The organism is Mesobacillus zeae, assembly GCF_003570705.1.
GTDB classification, from domain to species: domain Bacteria; phylum Bacillota; class Bacilli; order Bacillales; family Cytobacillaceae; genus Mesobacillus_C; species Mesobacillus_C zeae.
This window is the reverse complement of record NZ_QWVT01000029.1, coordinates 21,463-37,358: the sequence shown is the minus strand read 5'-3', so window position 1 is coordinate 37,358 and position 15,896 is coordinate 21,463. Positions and strand designations below refer to the sequence as shown.

The 15,896-nt window shown below is 44.0% G+C and carries 19 protein-coding genes and 1 riboswitch; of the genes, 9 read left to right on the top strand and 10 right to left on the bottom strand.

Annotation, left to right across the window (positions count from 1 at the left end; all coding sequences use genetic code 11):
- Window positions 1-31 precede the first annotated feature (31 nt).
- Complete coding sequence (locus tag D1970_RS16120) at window positions 32-901, top strand: C39 family peptidase (RefSeq protein WP_119113892.1); 870 nt, start codon at window positions 32-34, stop codon at window positions 899-901.
- An 8-nt stretch (window positions 902-909) separates the two neighbouring features.
- On the opposite strand, the gene asnB is transcribed toward D1970_RS16120, so the two are convergent.
- From asnB to D1970_RS16105, 3 genes are all read right to left on the bottom strand, one after another.
- Window positions 910-2,808: an asparagine synthase (glutamine-hydrolyzing) gene (asnB, locus tag D1970_RS16115; RefSeq protein ID WP_119113891.1), complete on the bottom strand. Its 1,899-nt coding sequence runs from the start codon at window positions 2,806-2,808 to the stop codon at window positions 910-912.
- A 342-nt stretch (window positions 2,809-3,150) separates the two neighbouring features.
- Window positions 3,151-4,350 carry a methionine adenosyltransferase gene (gene metK / locus D1970_RS16110; protein ID WP_119113890.1) on the bottom strand — a complete coding sequence of 400 codons (1,200 nt, stop codon included), beginning with the start codon at window positions 4,348-4,350 and terminating at the stop codon, window positions 3,151-3,153.
- Between the two features lie 294 nt (window positions 4,351-4,644).
- Window positions 4,645-4,774, bottom strand: a riboswitch (SAM riboswitch).
- A gap of 56 nt (window positions 4,775-4,830) precedes the next feature.
- Window positions 4,831-5,214 (bottom strand): thiol-disulfide oxidoreductase DCC family protein, encoded by a 384-nt coding sequence (locus D1970_RS16105; protein WP_246369953.1) that lies wholly within the window; start codon window positions 5,212-5,214, stop codon window positions 4,831-4,833.
- 185 nt (window positions 5,215-5,399) lie between these two features.
- On the opposite strand from D1970_RS16105, the gene pckA reads away from it, so the two are divergent.
- Complete coding sequence (gene pckA / locus D1970_RS16100) at window positions 5,400-6,998, top strand: phosphoenolpyruvate carboxykinase (ATP) (protein WP_119113889.1); 1,599 nt, start codon at window positions 5,400-5,402, stop codon at window positions 6,996-6,998.
- 81 nt (window positions 6,999-7,079) lie between these two features.
- Here pckA and D1970_RS16095 read toward each other — a convergent pair whose 3' ends face one another.
- The gene (locus D1970_RS16095) at window positions 7,080-7,322 is read right to left on the bottom strand and encodes a DUF2584 domain-containing protein (RefSeq protein WP_119113888.1); all 243 of its coding nucleotides are present in this window, start codon (window positions 7,320-7,322) and stop codon (window positions 7,080-7,082) included.
- Window positions 7,323-7,355: 33 nt separating this feature from the next.
- The gene (locus tag D1970_RS16090) at window positions 7,356-8,144 is read right to left on the bottom strand and encodes an alpha/beta hydrolase family protein (RefSeq protein ID WP_259339706.1); all 789 of its coding nucleotides are present in this window, start codon (window positions 8,142-8,144) and stop codon (window positions 7,356-7,358) included.
- A gap of 119 nt (window positions 8,145-8,263) precedes the next feature.
- Here D1970_RS16090 and D1970_RS16085 point away from each other — a divergent pair, with 119 nt between their 5' ends.
- From D1970_RS16085 to D1970_RS16075, 3 genes are read left to right on the top strand one after another with little or no spacing between them, the layout of a single operon-like run.
- Window positions 8,264-9,259: an ABC transporter substrate-binding protein gene (locus tag D1970_RS16085; protein WP_119113886.1), complete on the top strand. Its 996-nt coding sequence runs from the start codon at window positions 8,264-8,266 to the stop codon at window positions 9,257-9,259.
- Between the two features lie 15 nt (window positions 9,260-9,274).
- Window positions 9,275-10,048: an ABC transporter ATP-binding protein gene (locus tag D1970_RS16080; RefSeq protein ID WP_119113885.1), complete on the top strand. Its 774-nt coding sequence runs from the start codon at window positions 9,275-9,277 to the stop codon at window positions 10,046-10,048.
- Complete coding sequence (locus tag D1970_RS16075) at window positions 10,032-10,838, top strand: ABC transporter permease (protein ID WP_119113884.1); 807 nt, start codon at window positions 10,032-10,034, stop codon at window positions 10,836-10,838. The genes D1970_RS16080 and D1970_RS16075 overlap by 17 nt, the downstream gene beginning before the upstream one ends.
- Before the next feature lie 53 nt (window positions 10,839-10,891).
- Here D1970_RS16075 and ytkD read toward each other — a convergent pair whose 3' ends face one another.
- Both ytkD and D1970_RS16065 read right to left on the bottom strand, forming a co-directional pair.
- On the bottom strand, window positions 10,892-11,359 hold the full coding sequence (gene ytkD, locus D1970_RS16070) for an RNA deprotection pyrophosphohydrolase (RefSeq protein WP_119113883.1): 468 nt from the start codon (window positions 11,357-11,359) through the stop codon (window positions 10,892-10,894).
- Between the two features lie 80 nt (window positions 11,360-11,439).
- A complete protein-coding gene (locus tag D1970_RS16065) occupies window positions 11,440-11,751 on the bottom strand; it encodes a hydrolase (protein ID WP_181213220.1) in 312 nt (103 codons plus the stop codon).
- A 251-nt stretch (window positions 11,752-12,002) separates the two neighbouring features.
- Between D1970_RS16065 and D1970_RS16060 the strand changes: the two genes are divergently transcribed.
- On the top strand, window positions 12,003-12,260 hold the full coding sequence (locus D1970_RS16060) for a DUF6154 family protein (protein WP_119113881.1): 258 nt from the start codon (window positions 12,003-12,005) through the stop codon (window positions 12,258-12,260).
- Window positions 12,261-12,416: 156 nt separating this feature from the next.
- Here the strand turns inward: D1970_RS16060 and D1970_RS16055 are convergent, their stop codons facing one another.
- Window positions 12,417-12,854, bottom strand: coding sequence for a Dps family protein (locus tag D1970_RS16055; RefSeq protein ID WP_119113880.1), 438 nt, complete (start codon window positions 12,852-12,854; stop codon window positions 12,417-12,419).
- Between the two features lie 114 nt (window positions 12,855-12,968).
- On the opposite strand from D1970_RS16055, the gene ytzI reads away from it, so the two are divergent.
- Window positions 12,969-13,142, top strand: coding sequence for a YtzI protein (gene ytzI / locus D1970_RS16050; RefSeq protein WP_119113879.1), 174 nt, complete (start codon window positions 12,969-12,971; stop codon window positions 13,140-13,142).
- A gap of 56 nt (window positions 13,143-13,198) precedes the next feature.
- Here ytzI and D1970_RS16045 read toward each other — a convergent pair whose 3' ends face one another.
- The gene (locus D1970_RS16045; RefSeq protein WP_119113878.1) at window positions 13,199-13,672 is read right to left on the bottom strand and encodes an S-ribosylhomocysteine lyase; all 474 of its coding nucleotides are present in this window, start codon (window positions 13,670-13,672) and stop codon (window positions 13,199-13,201) included.
- Between the two features lie 104 nt (window positions 13,673-13,776).
- Between D1970_RS16045 and yidD the strand changes: the two genes are divergently transcribed.
- Window positions 13,777-14,076, top strand: coding sequence for a membrane protein insertion efficiency factor YidD (yidD, locus tag D1970_RS16040; RefSeq protein ID WP_374978559.1), 300 nt, complete (start codon window positions 13,777-13,779; stop codon window positions 14,074-14,076).
- Here yidD and D1970_RS16035 read toward each other — a convergent pair.
- Complete coding sequence (locus D1970_RS16035; protein ID WP_119113876.1) at window positions 14,067-14,630, bottom strand: beta-class carbonic anhydrase; 564 nt, start codon at window positions 14,628-14,630, stop codon at window positions 14,067-14,069. The two genes, yidD and D1970_RS16035, sit on opposite strands and share 10 nt — an antisense overlap.
- A gap of 170 nt (window positions 14,631-14,800) precedes the next feature.
- On the opposite strand from D1970_RS16035, the gene D1970_RS16030 reads away from it, so the two are divergent.
- On the top strand, window positions 14,801-15,757 hold the full coding sequence (locus D1970_RS16030) for a metal ABC transporter solute-binding protein, Zn/Mn family (RefSeq protein WP_119113875.1): 957 nt from the start codon (window positions 14,801-14,803) through the stop codon (window positions 15,755-15,757).
- Window positions 15,758-15,896 lie beyond the last annotated feature (139 nt).

The following is a 15,896-nucleotide window of genomic DNA, read 5'->3' as shown; positions in this document are numbered from 1 at the left end:
CAAAAAATACTCGAGCATTCAAGGTGATCCTATGTTTTTATTATACCTGACAATCGCTTTTTCTTCCTCATTGACCCTATTTCTTGTATTGTGGCTTCGACGAAAAACGCCTGTTAGGTTCGTTTCAATGGTTTTTCTTGTCTTCCTGGCTGCTGCTGGAGCATTCCTTGCAGACGGAACTGGATCCATAAAAGTTGCCAAAGCAGTTGATACAGTCAAGTCCTGGATATCCTCCCCGCTTGATGAGGGCAGCTTCCTGGAATCCGGAAGCCAGTCCCCAGTCATTAAACTGGAAGAATCCATACAGCTCGATGTTCCAGCTGTATCACAGCTCCCTGAACTGGCACGGGGCTGTGAAGTGACCAGCCTATCTATGCTTCTCAAGCACGCAGGTGTAAAGGTAGACAAGCTTGAACTTGCTGATCAAATCTACAAAAACCCTGAACAACGTACTGTTGTTGGAGGAGTCATCCATTATGGGCACCCCAATGAAGGTTTTATCGGAAATATGTATACTCATGGGGAGCATGGCCTCGGTGTTTATCACAAGCCAATCGCTGACCTTGCCGGGAAGTTTCTTCCCGGAAGAATACGCGATTTAACAGGTGCTGACTTTGATGAGCTAAAAATACCTCTCTCCGACGGACGGCCAGTATGGATTATCACCAATACGCGCTATAAAAAGCTTGATTCAAGCGAATTTGAGAAATGGCACACACCGCAAGGCGAAGTGATGGTGACATATAGGGAACATTCCGTCCTGCTGACAGGCTACGACAGTAAATATGTGTATTTTAATGACCCCCTCACCGGCCAAAAAAATAAAAAAGCACCCATTGCCGATTTCAAGGAGGCATGGGTGCAAATGGGGAGGCAGGCCGTTACTTACCTGCCTCTATGAAGTTAAAATTACATTGTCTGGAATGACTTTTTCAGCTCATACTCCTTTTGAAAGGAGTATTTTTTTTCGACATACACATCATGCCACATCATGAACATAAGAACTGTCCAAATTTTACGGCTGTTGTCCGCCTTGTTTTGGCAGTGGTCATCGAGTAGACGGAGCAGATAGGATTTGTTGATTAAATGCTCTGTATTGCTTTCCTTGATGATGTTCTTTGCCCATTCGTTCATTTCATCCTTCAGCCAGTGGCGGATGGGAACAGGAAAGCCCAGCTTCTTGCGATCAAGAACATGTGCAGGCACAACGCCTTCCGCTGCCTTTCGCAAAATGTACTTGGTTGTTCCGTTCGCAGTCTTCAGGCTTGTCGGAACCTTCGATGCTATTTCAAACACAGCTTTGTCAAGGAATGGAACACGAAGTTCAAGTGAATGCGCCATTGTCATCTTGTCCGCCTTCAATAGTATATCACCGCGCATCCATGTATGGATATCAATGTACTGCATCCGGTCCACTGGGTCATATCCTCTGCTTTCAGCATACAAAGGCCTAGTGATATCTTTGTAATCAAGCCCCTCCTGATATACATTCATGAGCTGGCGCTTTTCCATTTCCGTGAACATTTTGGCATTGCCGATATATCTTTCTTCCATCGGGGTCACACCACGTTCAATAAAACTCTTACCCTTCATGCCCTCAGGCATCATTTTCGCAATGCTTCTCAGAAGTGCTTTCATTGTCGAAGGAATCTTGTTGAAAATCGCAAGGTCCTGAGGTTCACGGTAAATATTGTATCCTCCGAACAACTCGTCTGCCCCTTCTCCTGAAAGAACAACCGTTACATGCTTCCTGGCTTCGCGCGCAACAAAGTAAAGAGGCACGCATGCAGGGTCTGCAAGCGGATCATCCATATGCCACATAATCTTCGGCAGTTCTTCCATATATTCCTGAGGGGAAATTACATAGCTGATATTTTCGACACCAAGCTTGTCAGCTGTTTCTTTTGCAACATCAATTTCACTGAAACCGTTCCGCTCAAAACCAACTGAGAATGTTTTGATTGCAGGATGGAATTCCTTCGCAATCGAAGCGATGATTGACGAGTCAATTCCCCCTGATAGGAAGGATCCGACAGGCACATCACTGCGCATATGCATTTTGACTGAATCAAACAGAATATCTCGGATTTCTTTTGTAAACTCTGCTTCAGATTTCAACATTGGCTGGAAATTCGCTTTCCAGTAGCGCTCGATTTTCATCGGCTGCCCGATTTTCTTTGTAAAATAATGTCCAGGCTCAAGCTTATGAATGCCTTTTGACATCGTGTCAGGCTCAGGCACAAACTGGTAGGTCAAATAGTGCTGGAGAGACTGATAATCAAGCACATCATTTTCAAGTGCAAGCAGGATGCTTTTCTTTTCCGAGCCAAAAAAAGTCTTATCCCCATCCTCAAAATAGAAAAAAGGCTTAATGCCAAACGGGTCTCTTGCACCAAAAAGCTTTTGCTCTTCTTTATCCCAGATTACAAATGAAAACATTCCGCGCAGTTTGCTGACAGCCTTTTCCTTCAGATGGCTGTAAAGGGCGATGATAACTTCCGTATCCGAGTGCGTCGCAAACTCCAGACCTTCTTTCAGAAGTTCTTCCCGAAGCTCGACATAGTTGTAGACTTCGCCGTTAAAAATAATCCAATACCGCTCATTTTCATATGTCAGCGGCTGATGTCCGCATTCAATATCAATGATGCTCAGGCGCCGGAAGCCAAACTGGATATGTTCGTCATAGAAAAATCCATCATCATCCGGGCCTCGATGGGTAATTACGTCATTCATATTTTTAAACAGCTGTTTTTGTTCAGCGCTGTATTCTTGTGTATTTTCATGTACACAACCGATAAAGCCACACATTATGTACGTCACCTACTCCATTCAAAAAAATTTAGTACTGTACAGGCATACCATCTCCCACACACTATCTAATACTAACATTAAACGTGTTCCCTTTGCACCAACGAAGAAAAAAATTCAGCATTGGATAATATTTACATATAACCAATTTAACGCAGCATTTGCACTTGCATTTAAGAGCGCCACGTTCTGCAGCAACATCGGCACCCGTACTTCCTGTTCACCTGTAAATGGACGAGAAAAACGCACGGTAGCGAGGTCTACTAGTCGCTGGGCGCTATAGCTAGAAAAAATAAAACCGGGGGCTGCATTTTTTATACAGCACCCCGGCTATAGTCGGGATTAAATATTTGCCTGCTTACGCAGTTCTTCTGCCCTGTCCGTGCGCTCCCATGGAAGGTCCACATCCGTGCGGCCAAAGTGGCCATATGCAGCAGTCTGCTTATAAATCGGCTTGCGGAGGTCAAGCATTTTAATGATGCCTGCCGGACGCAGGTCAAAATTCTTGCTGACAAGGTCTGTCAATACATCTTCACTTACTTTTCCTGTGCCGAATGTATCCACGGAAATGGAAACAGGTTTGGCAACACCAATCGCGTAAGCAAACTGTACTTCAACCTTATCAGCCAGTCCTGCAGCAACGATATTTTTAGCAACATAGCGTGCAGCATAAGCAGCGGAACGGTCTACTTTTGTAGGATCCTTCCCGGAGAATGCGCCGCCTCCATGGCGTGCATAACCGCCGTATGTGTCAACGATGATCTTGCGGCCGGTAAGGCCTGCATCTCCCTGAGGGCCGCCGATAACGAACCTGCCTGTTGGGTTGATAAAATATTTTGTATGCTCATCGATCAATTCTGTTGGAACGACCGGATTAATCACATGTTCCTTCAGGTTTCTCTGGATCTGTTCAAGAGAAACTTCTGGATGATGCTGAGTTGAAATGACGATTGTATCAATTCTTACAGGTTTGTTGTTTTCGTCATACTCAACTGTCACCTGTGTCTTGCCATCAGGGCGAAGATACGGAAGAATTTCTTCTTTCCGGACTTCTGTCAGTCGGCGTGCAAGCTTGTGCGCCAAAGAGATTGGTAGAGGCATAAGCTCTTTAGTCTCATTGCATGCGAAACCGAACATAAGACCTTGATCTCCTGCGCCAATCGCATCGATTTCTTCATCAGACATTTGGCCTTCACGGGATTCTAGCGCTTTATCCACGCCCATTGCGATGTCCGCAGACTGTTCATCAATGGATGTTAGCACTGCGCATGTTTCGGAATCGAAACCGTATTTCGCGCGGGTGTATCCGATGGTCTTAACCGTTTCGCGTACGATTTTTGGGATATCCACATAAGTGGAAGTCGTAATTTCTCCTGCAACCAGGACAAGGCCTGTTGTAACGGATGTTTCAGCCGCAACACGGGCATTGGCATCCTTAGCAAGGATCGCATCCAAGATTGCGTCGGAAATCTGGTCGCAAATCTTGTCTGGATGGCCTTCTGTCACTGATTCGGAAGTGAACAAACGGCGTTTTGTTGACATCTGGTTTCCTCCTTCGTTTTATGCAGTTGTCAGGACTTTCAATATACAAGCCCCGATTGATACGGTACTCATTCCCTTAGTAGTATGAAATAAACGAAGAGTTATTATTAGGAAAATGGCGGCTGAAAATCAATTTACCCGTCGTATGTCTCCGGAATCCATTTATCGTATCTCCACTCCCAATTATAGGCACCGGATCGGTTAAAAGTTCCTTCACCTTCGGAAAATCGGCATAAAAAAACCTTTCCGTCATTGTTTGAGGAAAGGTTTTTGGCTTCAAGTCCGCGCCTTTCGCTCTTATCGTTCAAGGGCTGTCCCTTGCCTCAGGTTAGCACCTTTGCCATGGAATCACCATTTTGGGTTCCTTGTTCAGCAGGTTGCTGGGTTTCATAGGGCCTGTCCCTCCACCAGCTCAGGATAAGAGAGTATCCGTTCAAGACAAAATCATACGCAATGACATGCTATATGTCAATGGTTTTATCAATCATTTAGAGTACATGAATTTCCCGTACATTTTTTCCGAAAAAAACGGTGCCGATTCTTAGCGATTATCTTGTAAATCGGTACCCCGGCAGCAGGGACAAAGGGCAGGTACAAGAGGGCTCCAATAAAGAAAACTGGAGGGAACAAAAGGAATAATTTTCTTATGGCATAAAAGCCCTTCACTACTTTTTCCTCATCTGTAATGACGTGAATTTCTTTCCGCAAATTTTCCGGCCGGAAACCAAGAGCTCCCGGTTTTTGTTCATAATCTTCAAGTGGGATCCACCTCACCCTGTCCAGCCAGTCCAGCTTTTTCATCATTTCTTTTGTGCGAATGCACAACGAACATCCGGAGTCATAAAGCACCATCGTTTTTTGCAAAGCCCTCTCCTCCTGATCATTATTTCCCTTCCTATTATAATACTATATTCAACGTGAAAAATTTCAAAAAGAGATGGAGTTTTCAAATGAATAGTATAGACTATTCATTTCAATGTGCTATACTTTTCAATGAGATGAAAATGCTTTCAACTAACTAATTTTTAATAAAGGAAGGTATTCTTGAGATGACATTTTTAAGTATATCCAATGAAGTTTCCCAGCTTCTTGCCGGGAAAAACATCCATATGCAGCTATCTGTTCCGCAACTGACGGAAAAAGTACTGTCCCGCGATGAGGGAATGCTGACTTCTACAGGAGCAGTACGCGCTGCAACTGGAAAATACACCGGACGTTCGCCGAAAGATAAATTTATTGTTGACGAGGCTTCTGTCAGGGATAAAATTGATTGGGGTTCAGTCAATCAGCCTATTTCAGAAGAAGTCTTTTCAAACTTGTACAATAAAGTATTGAATTATTTAAAAGAAAAAGAAGAAATATTTGTTTTCAAAGGATTTGCCGGTGCAGACAAAAAATATCGCCTGCCGATCCAGGTAATCAATGAGTATGCTTGGCATAACCTTTTTGCCCACCAACTGTTCATCAGGCCTGACAAAGAAGAGCTTGACAGCCATAAAGCAGAATTCACTGTCATTTCAACTCCTAATTTTAAAGCAGATCCTGAAGTGGACGGAACAAGTTCAGAAACTTTCATTATTGTTTCCTTTGAGAAAAAAGTGGTACTGATCGGCGGAACAGAATATGCGGGCGAAATGAAAAAGTCCATTTTCTCCATCATGAACTATCTCCTGCCTGAGTCTGGCATCATGCCGATGCACTGCTCCGCAAACGTTGGACTTGAAGGGGACGTAGCGTTGTTCTTCGGTCTTTCCGGAACCGGAAAAACAACGCTGTCCGCCGACCCGACAAGGCGCCTGATCGGAGATGACGAGCACGGATGGTCATCTAACGGCGTGTTCAACATCGAAGGAGGATGCTATGCGAAATGCATCAACCTTTCACGGGAGAAAGAACCGCAAATATTTGACGCTATTCGCTTCGGCTCAGTCCTGGAGAATGTTATTCTAAATGATCAAACACGCGAAGCTGATTACGATGACGGCTCTCTGACTGAAAATACAAGAGCCGCGTATCCGATTCAAGCAATGGAAAATATTGTTGACCCTAGCATTGCGGGCCATCCTAATACAATTGTCTTCCTTACGGCTGATGCTTTCGGAGTACTCCCTCCAATCGCCAAGCTAACGAAGGAACAAGCGATGTATCACTTCCTGAGCGGATACACATCCAAGCTTGCGGGCACTGAGCGCGGAATTACGTCTCCGGAAGCTACGTTCTCTACATGCTTCGGTTCACCATTTCTTCCTCTTCCAGCTACAAGATATGCAGAAATGCTCGGACAAAAAATTGATGAGCACAATGCGAATGTCTACCTTGTCAACACAGGCTGGACTGGAGGAGAGTACGGAACTGGCAGCCGTATGAAACTGAGTTATACCCGTGCAATGATCCAGGCTGCACTTGAAGGGGAACTGCACAATGTGGAAACGATAAAAGACGAAAACTTCGGCTTGGATATCCCGCTTCACGTTCCTGGCGTACCTGACGACGTCCTTCAGCCAGTAAAAACATGGCACGATGAAGAAGCCTATAATCAAAAAGCAAGCGAGCTTGCATCCAAGTTCCGTGAAAACTTCAAGAAATTCTCCAATGTCCCGGAAGAAATCGTTGAAAAAGGCGGTCCAGTGAATTCCGTACAGGAATAGGAGAAAAGACATAGTAATGATAAAAGAGGGAGTCCCAAAGCATAGCTTTTGGGACTCCCTCTTTTTTTGACAACATACTGTTTAGTTCGTAGTTTTCAGTGAGAGAAGCTGGTATGTCAGGAGAGTCGAGCTATCGGACCATTCCACTTTTTTAATCACTCCGTAGCCAGTCAACTCGCCTTCGATCGTCTTCTTCACTTCGATTGGAATATCGAGGGGATACAGTCTGTATCCATCTTTCTGTAATGAAAACCAGTTTTCCTCATGCCTTTTTTCCTTTCCCTTTGTAACAATCATCGTATTCAGTTCCAATGGCATTCCCATAAGATCCGCTCCTTTATCTGTCTTGATGCTATCTTAACATCCACACTCCTGTTTTTTCATCCAATTCGTCAATTCTTTTACAATCCTGCGATTAACTGCAGGAGGGAAGTAGTGCGTATATTCCTTGAAGTACCATGCTTCAACGGGCTTTCCCAGTTCTCTCAATTTCTTTTCGAGACGGAGCGAATGCTCCTGCGAGACATTTGTATCGCGGGAACCGTGAATGATGAGCACAGGTACTTTCATTTGTTCCAGGCGATATAATGGAGTCCTTGCCCTGTACCTTTCCGGGAATTTACCTGGAGTACCGCCAATCACTCTCTTCATCATTCTCCGTAAATCTTTGCGTTCACCATATGTTAGGAACATATCACTTACACCACCCCAAGTAACCGCCGAGTGGGCTTCTGGATATCGCAAGGCAGTCAGCAAGGCCATAACGCCACCGCGGGAGAAACCAAAAATATGGATTCCTTTAACCCATGACAGTGACTTCAACAGCTCGAATGCAGCAAATGCATCTATCCTGTCATCCCCTGCAAAGTCCTCATTTCCTTCGCCTCCCTGGTTACCGCGGTAAAAAGGCGCAAAAACAGTGAAGCCTTCCGCCGCAAACTGAGCAATCCTCGCTGGCCTTACCTTGCCGACATTTTTGATTCCGCCGCGCAAATATAGAAAACCGTTCTTCCCAGACCCGTCCGCGGGCTGGGCAAGCATCCCTTTTACCTTTAATCCCCCAGCATAATAGGTGATTGTTTCAAGCTTTACACGCGGATTAGGTGATGGAAAGGGAAATGAGGAAACAATGGTCCCATCTTTTATCACCGTATCACCCCTCCTTGCTCCAAACTTCGATTTTTTATCATAGCATTCACACATTTTTCATTTACTCATACAATATCGTAAACCACTTTCCTGTAAACGATAAAGGAGGCTTCCTAATGTTTAAATTGCTAAAAACCGCAGGCCCTTTGCTGCTGTCACTTCTATTGATCGTCCCTCTTGCGGCATGCGGCAAAGAGGAGGTTCAAACAGTCAGGGTTGCAGAAGTAACTCGTTCCATTTTCTATGCTCCCCAATATGTCGCGCTCGCTAAAGGTTTTTTTAAGGAAGAAGGCCTCAAGGTTGACCTAAAAACAACCTGGGGCGGGGATAAAACGATGACTGCCTTGCTCTCGAATGGTGCCGATGTGGCTCTTGTAGGCTCAGAAACCTCCATTTACGTTTATGCGCGGGGTTCCAGCGATCCCGTTATCAACTTTGCCCAGCTCACTCAAACAGATGGCACTTTCCTCGTTTCAAGAGAGAAAATCGACAATTTTACATGGGACCAGCTGAAAGGGAAAACTTTCCTTGGCCAGCGCAAAGGCGGCATGCCGCAAATGGCTGGGGAGTTTGTGCTGAAAAAACATGGCATCGATCCAAAGTCTGATCTTAAGCTCATCCAGAATGTTGATTTCGCAAATGTCCCGAGTGCTTTCGCTTCAGGGACGGGTGACTTTGTACAGCTGTTTGAACCGACTGCAAGCATCTTTGAAAAGGAAGGAAAAGGGTATATCGTTGCATCATTCGGTGCGGAGTCCGGGCATGTTCCTTATACCACTTTCATGGCAAAACAAAGCTTTATGAAGAAAAATAAAGAGGCAGTAGACAAATTCACGAGAGCGATTTACAAAGCCCAGAAGTGGGTCGACTCACACAGCGCAAAGGAAACAGCAGAAACCATAAAGCCTTTCTTTAAAGATACTGATCCAAAGTTGATTGAAACAGTCATCAGCCGCTACAAAGAACAGGGTTCATTTGCAACCGATCCGATACTGGATGAAAAAGAGTGGAAGAATCTCCAGAATATTATGGGGGAAGCAGGTGAACTTCCAAAAGAAGTTTCCCATGACATCCTTGTAAATACAGAAATCGCCAAAAAGGCGATAAAGTGAGAGGGGTGCAGGTAATTGGGGTTTCTAACACTAAACGATATTCACCATACTTATTTTACGAAAACGTCTGCGACCCCCGCTCTTCGGAATATAAACATTGATATAAAGGAAGGTGAATTCGTTTCCTTCCTCGGCCCCAGCGGCTGCGGAAAAACAACGCTTCTTTCCATCATTGCAGGGCTGATCCAGCCGGCAAGAGGCTGCGCTATGCTTGACGGAAAGAATACTGGCAAAACAGACAGCGGGATAGGCTATATGCTTCAGCAGGATTATCTTTTTCCATGGAAGACAATTGAAGAAAATATTTTAATCGGCCCGAAAATCAACGGGACACTAAACCATGCGATAAAAACCGAAACGCTTGCCCTGTTGGACAAAATGGAGCTTAGAAATGTCCTTACTTCCTACCCGAAACAACTCTCAGGCGGTATGCGGCAGCGTGTCGCTTTGGTAAGGACACTTGCAACGAACCCAAAGCTTTTGCTCCTTGACGAACCATTCTCAGCACTTGACTACCAGACAAAACTGAAACTGGAAAACTTGGTGTCAAGCACTTTTAAAACGTTTAACAAAACAGCCATTCTTGTCACGCACGATATTGGAGAGGCAATCGCCATGAGTAACCGGGTACTCCTATTTTCCCAGCGGCCAGGTAAAATCCACAAAATCTTCGATGTCCCTGAAAACCTCAGGTTATTAAGCCCTTTCGAAGCAAGACATCATCCAGCTTACAATGAGCTGTTCCAAGTCATCTGGAAGGAGCTGGAATCACTTGAACCCGAAGAATGAAACAGAACAACTTCATCTCCAGTATATTAAAAGGCTGAACAAGGGACATAAGCAGATCCGCTTCTATCAACTGCTCATTTTCCTGGCTTTCTTTTCTATCTGGGAGCTTGCCAGCAGGAAGAATTGGATTGACCCTTTGCTCTTTAGCTCTCCTTCGAAAATATGGGAGCTGCTTCAAACTAAACTGACAGACGGTTCCCTTGCTGCCAACCTTGGCATTACCCTTACAGAGACCGTCCTTGGCTTTATTCTGGGGACGCTATTAGGCACCTGTCTCGCTGCGTTATTATGGTGGTCACCCCTGCTTTCCAAAATCCTTGACCCCTACCTCGTCGTCCTCAACGCTATGCCCAAAATAGCGCTTGGCCCCATTTTGATTGTAGCTCTTGGGCCAAATCTTACATCAATCGTTGCAATGGGGGCAATCATTTCTATCATCATCACCACAATTGTGGTTTTCACATCATTCCGGGAGGTTGACCATAACTACTTGAAAGTCCTTCAAACCTTCGGAGCTACCCGGTTTCAGTGCTTTAAGGAAGCCGTTCTCCCGGCATCTTTCCCAACCATTATCTCAACCCTAAAAGTAAACGTAGGATTGTCATGGGTAGGAGTCATTGTCGGCGAATTCCTCGCGTCCTCAAAGGGACTTGGATATATGATTATCTATGGCTTCCAGGTGTTCGATTTCACGCTTGTCCTATTGTCCCTCTTGATTATCGCTGTTTTCGCTACACTCATGTACCAAGCCGTTGAGCTGCTTGAAAAGAAATTGATTAAAAACGGTTGAAGGCCAGCTTCCCCTTGAGCCGGCCTCTCCCTGCTTTTGCTACTTGAGTTGTGTCAACTTGTTTCTCCAAGATATTCGAGTACCCATTTCATTACATCATCCTTCATAATGAAGCTGTATTCCGCACCAAAACGTTCCTTCAAAAGATCGACTTTTGCAAAAACAGGACCCTTTGTTTCGAAATAGTGGCTTTGCGGTAAAAATTCATTGATATCCGCATAGAATACACGTTTGACAAAATTTCCTGAAGGACCAGTTACTTCATACTCTGCGATGAATTTCAGCTCTTTTACAATGGCGCCCGTTTCTTCACGCACTTCCCGCACAGCGGCTTCTTCAGGTGTTTCACCTTTTTCCTTCTTGCCGCCGGGAAACTCAAGCCCTCTCTCTGAATGTGCAGTAAAAAGCCAATTCCCGCCACTCCTACATATAACCAGAACATGTCCCGGCTCACTGCCAAAGCTGTCTTTCTCGAAAGAAAACCGAATATCCTTCCCTTCATGGTCTTTGAATTGTTTCATGATTTACCTCACTGTATACTTCATATTATCACTATTATAAATCAAAAAAAGGGACAGCAGTTAACTGCCGCCCTGTGAACCTAAAGATCTGGAAGGATTCCCATGGTCTCAATATGTTTTTTTGCATCTGCATCCCCTAGCTCATGTATGGTTTTATAAATTTCAAGCAGTGTTTTATCCTGAGCGTCGTTTTCCCTGTCATAGTGATATTGGACATAGGGAACATGGGCTCTGAAGAAGTTTTGCCAGTCAGTTGAATAGTTTTGCTCAAATTTTTCCCTCAAACGGATAATCTCCTCATCACTTGCAGATATTTTATAATTCCATGCAGATGAGCTTCTGCTTTGGGAAATTTCACCGCTCCCTATATCGATATAATACGTTTTTTTCATTCCGAGCACCGCATCTCACTCCTTTTTTACAGGTTTCCGTCTTTCTCCCCTATTTATACGGCGAAGATTGTCAAAAAAACATGTCCAAAAATTTATTGGTATTTCAATATCCATGTTAAAATAAATGTACAATGGATGGGTGGAAGCTTCCTATTTAACAAAAATAGGAATAAATTAGCCGGTTTAGGGTATTTAATACATATAAGAAGAAAAGAAACTGAAGACCAGAAAAAGTGAGGGGAGTGAGAAAAATGAAACTGATTGATGAACTGTATGAGTTATACCGGAACAAACTCACGGGCGATGAGGAAGACATCGATATGCTGGCTTTCGCTTTTCTGGAGGAAATGAGCCGCGATGATTTAATCAAGCTGATCCAGGAACTTGATACACAGGAGCTTTACAATTTAATGGGCGTCTATCTCATCGAAAGCTTGAAAGGAAAATTCGCACAGGAAGAATTCGGGCAGCATCGCGCTCCATTATATCCATCCCGCAATATCCATTAATAACAGCAAAATACATATTTCTGATATATGGGTCTGCGCCTTACGCAGGCTCTTTTTTATGTAAAGTAGTTACGACCATGGACTTTAGAATTTTTTAAATAAAACAACAAACCAGCCGCGGCAATGGAATTGCGCACGGCTGGTTTATTAAGTCTTTTAAGCCAAGTATGCTTTGAACATCCAGAGATGTTTGCGAAGGCTTTTCTTGACGCCAAGGAGCATATCGGCTGTACCCTCGTCTTCAGATTGCTGAGCGAGCTCTATCCCTGCCTGCAGTTCATCCACAATTTTTGAAAAGTCCTCACTTAAAGCGCGGACCATATCTTTTTCGTTTTCAGAGCCAGATGCCTCTTGAATAGAAGAAATTTCAAGGCATTCTTTCACTGTGCCCACAGGCTTGCCGTCAAGCGCAAGAACACGCTCAGCAAATTCATCAATTACGACAGACGCCTCATTGTAAAGCTCTTCAAATTTCTCATGTAATGTAAAGAAATGCGGACCCTTTACGAACCAGTGATAATTATGTAGCTTTACATAAAGCACCGTCCAGTTGGCTACTTGTTTGTTTACAGCTTGTATCAATTCTGTTGACATATTGAATAACCTCCTCTGCTATTCCATTCCCTGTCCCCAGGCACTTAAAACATATCTCATGCGAGCAGGGACAAGAACATGATAAAATCATTTTGAGGCAAAGGAGGTCTTTTTATGTATCCAGTTCTAATTATTGCGGTCATCATTGTCATTCTTGTACTCATCCTGAGTGTAGTAACGACTTCGAAGGCCTATACGTACAAACATACAGTGGACCCTCTCGAAAAGAATCCGTACTCGGACTCGGACGAGGACAAAGAAAAAGAAAAAGAAAACAGCAGCCATTAACAAAAGAGGGATGGATGGCAAAAAAGGACCGGCATACGCCGGTCCTTTCTTCTCGATTATGCAAATACTTGTTCCAGTTTCGCTTTATCCTGCTGCAGCCAAAAATGCATAAGCTTCTTGGCTCCTTCAAGGTCATGCAGTTTTGCCTGGCCGCACTGTTTTTCATTCGCTGCTGGAATTTCAGTTATTTCGACTGCTTCCTTAAACGTAGCTTCAAGTAAATCGATGATCTCTCTCACTGTCGGCGTACCGCTTACAACTAGGTAATAGCCTGTCTGGCAGCCCATCGGAGAAATGTCAATGATTTCAAAGTGATCGTATTTTTCAGCATGCCCGCGCAGGTTAAAGGCAAGCAGATGTTCAAGTGTATGGATTGTATCAGGCTTCATAGCCTGTTTGTTTGGCTGACAAAAACGGATATCAAACTTGTTGACGATACCGTCGCTCCCTACTTTGTGGACACCGCAGTGCCTGACATATGGAGCTTTGACTGCATTATGGTCGAGTTCAAAACTTTCGACAGATGGCATGTATGAATCACTCCTTAATGGTTGCTGATTTCATTATACATTAAATTCCGAGTAAATTCATCAGTTTACAAAGAATTTTCACATTTAGACGGATTTTAGAAAATATGCTATGTTTGTTTCAGAAGGAGGCAATCAATTTGCTGAAGAAAGCCGTTCTGAAACTGATCCGATTTTACCAAGTGGCAATCTCTCCACTAAAGCCGCCATCGTGCCGTTTCTACCCGACCTGTTCCCATTACGGGCTCGAAGCTGTCACGAAATTCGGCGCCTTCAAAGGCAGCTTGATGGCGATCATCCGTATCTCGAAATGCCATCCATTCCACCCCGGCGGCTTCGATCCGGTACCGGACGAGTGGCCCTCAAGGAAAAAAGACTCTCAAAAGTATGACGATGATCAGGCTTGATATCCATTCACTACAAGGTCAAGCTTTCCTGTTGCTGGATCAATGACAAGCCCGTGTACCGGAACGTCCTTTGGCAGAAGCGGATGCTTCTTGATCATATCAGCACTGTGTGCAACGCTTTGGGTAACGTTGTCAAAGCCGTGAAACCACTCTTTAATATCAATCCCTGAATAACAGAGCGTATCAAGCGTTTCTTCTTTAATACCCCGTATTTTCATCTCTTCAATGACAGCCTCAGGCTTCATTCCGCTCATTCCGCAGTCATGGTGGCCAATAACAAGGACTTCCTCTGCCTGAAGCTGATATACAGCTACGAGCAAACTTCTCATGATACTTCCAAAAGGATGGGTAACAAGCGCTCCCGCATTCTTAACAATCTTAACATCCCCATTCCCAACGTTAAGGGCTTTAGGAAGAAGTTCAAGCAACCTTGTGTCCATGCATGTCAGGATCACCATCTTCTTATTCGGAAATTTAGTAGTGGTAAATTCCTCATACTTTTTTTCTGCAACAAATTTTTCATTGTAGCTAAGAATCTCCTCTAGTACTCTCATCCCCATACCTCCGCATCCTTACTCTTTTACGATATAAGGATACCGTAATTTTCTCAGCAAGTGAACTCCTTGATTTTTGGTACATTTTTATGTAAGATACAAAGAGTAAATCGTAATCATTACGGATTACATCAGCATGGCAGAGCAATACTAGAACTTGGAGGCACATTATGAATAAATTTGGTGTACTGGCGGCATCCTTACTCGGTGCAAGCCTTATTCTCTCGGGCTGTTCCGAGGCAAAGAACGAAAGTAAAGAAGATAAGAATAAAGTAGATATATACACAACCGTCTATCCCCTCCAATACTTTGCAGAAAGAATCGGAGGAAAAAACGTAGACGTTAAGACTATTTATCCTCCAGGCGCAGATGAGCACACATTCGAGCCTTCGCAAAAAGATATGATGGAGCTTGCGGATTCAGAATTATTTATTTATGTAGGACTTGGTCTGGAAGGATTTGTAGAAAAAGCAAAAAATACGCTTGCTGGCGAGAATGTCGAACTCCTTCCCGCTGGTGAAAATATTCACTTTGAAAAAGGACACGATGAAGAAGCCCACAGTGAAGATGAAGAAAAAACAGATGACGGTCATCATCATGGCGATATTGATCCACATGTGTGGCTGGACCCTGTGTATGCAAAAGAAATGGCTGCAGAAATAAATGAAAAGCTTGGAGAGCAGCTTCCTTCTAAGAAAGAAAAATTCAATCAAAATTATAAGGAGCTTGCTGACGAATTGGACGCATTGGACAAAAAGTTCGAAAGCTCACTTGTGGATTCCAAGCATGATGAAGTCCTTGTCTCCCACGCTGCATACGGCTATTGGGAAGAGCGTTACGGAATTAAGCAAACGAGCATCTCAGGACTTTCAACAACCAACGAACCGTCCCAGAAACAGCTTGGCCAGCTCGTCTCCCATGCAAAAAAAGAAAAAATCAAATATGTCCTTTCCGAGCAGAATTTCAAATCTAGCATTGCTGAAACTGTCCAGAAAGAAATTGGAGCCAAATCGCTTACCCTCCACAATCTTTCCGTTCTGACAGAGAAGGATATTGATAACAAGGAAACTTACTTCACGCTTATGGATAAGAACCTTAAAACCTTGAAAAAAGCATTAAATGAATAAATCTACTTCCTCGGGCATTCCCGGGGGATTTTTTTGTAAATGAAGGGAATGTTTACAACAGCCTGTCTATTGATAACTATAAGAATGAGAATAGACAGGGTAGGGAGTTCAATATGGATAATTTGGTAATCGCATGTTC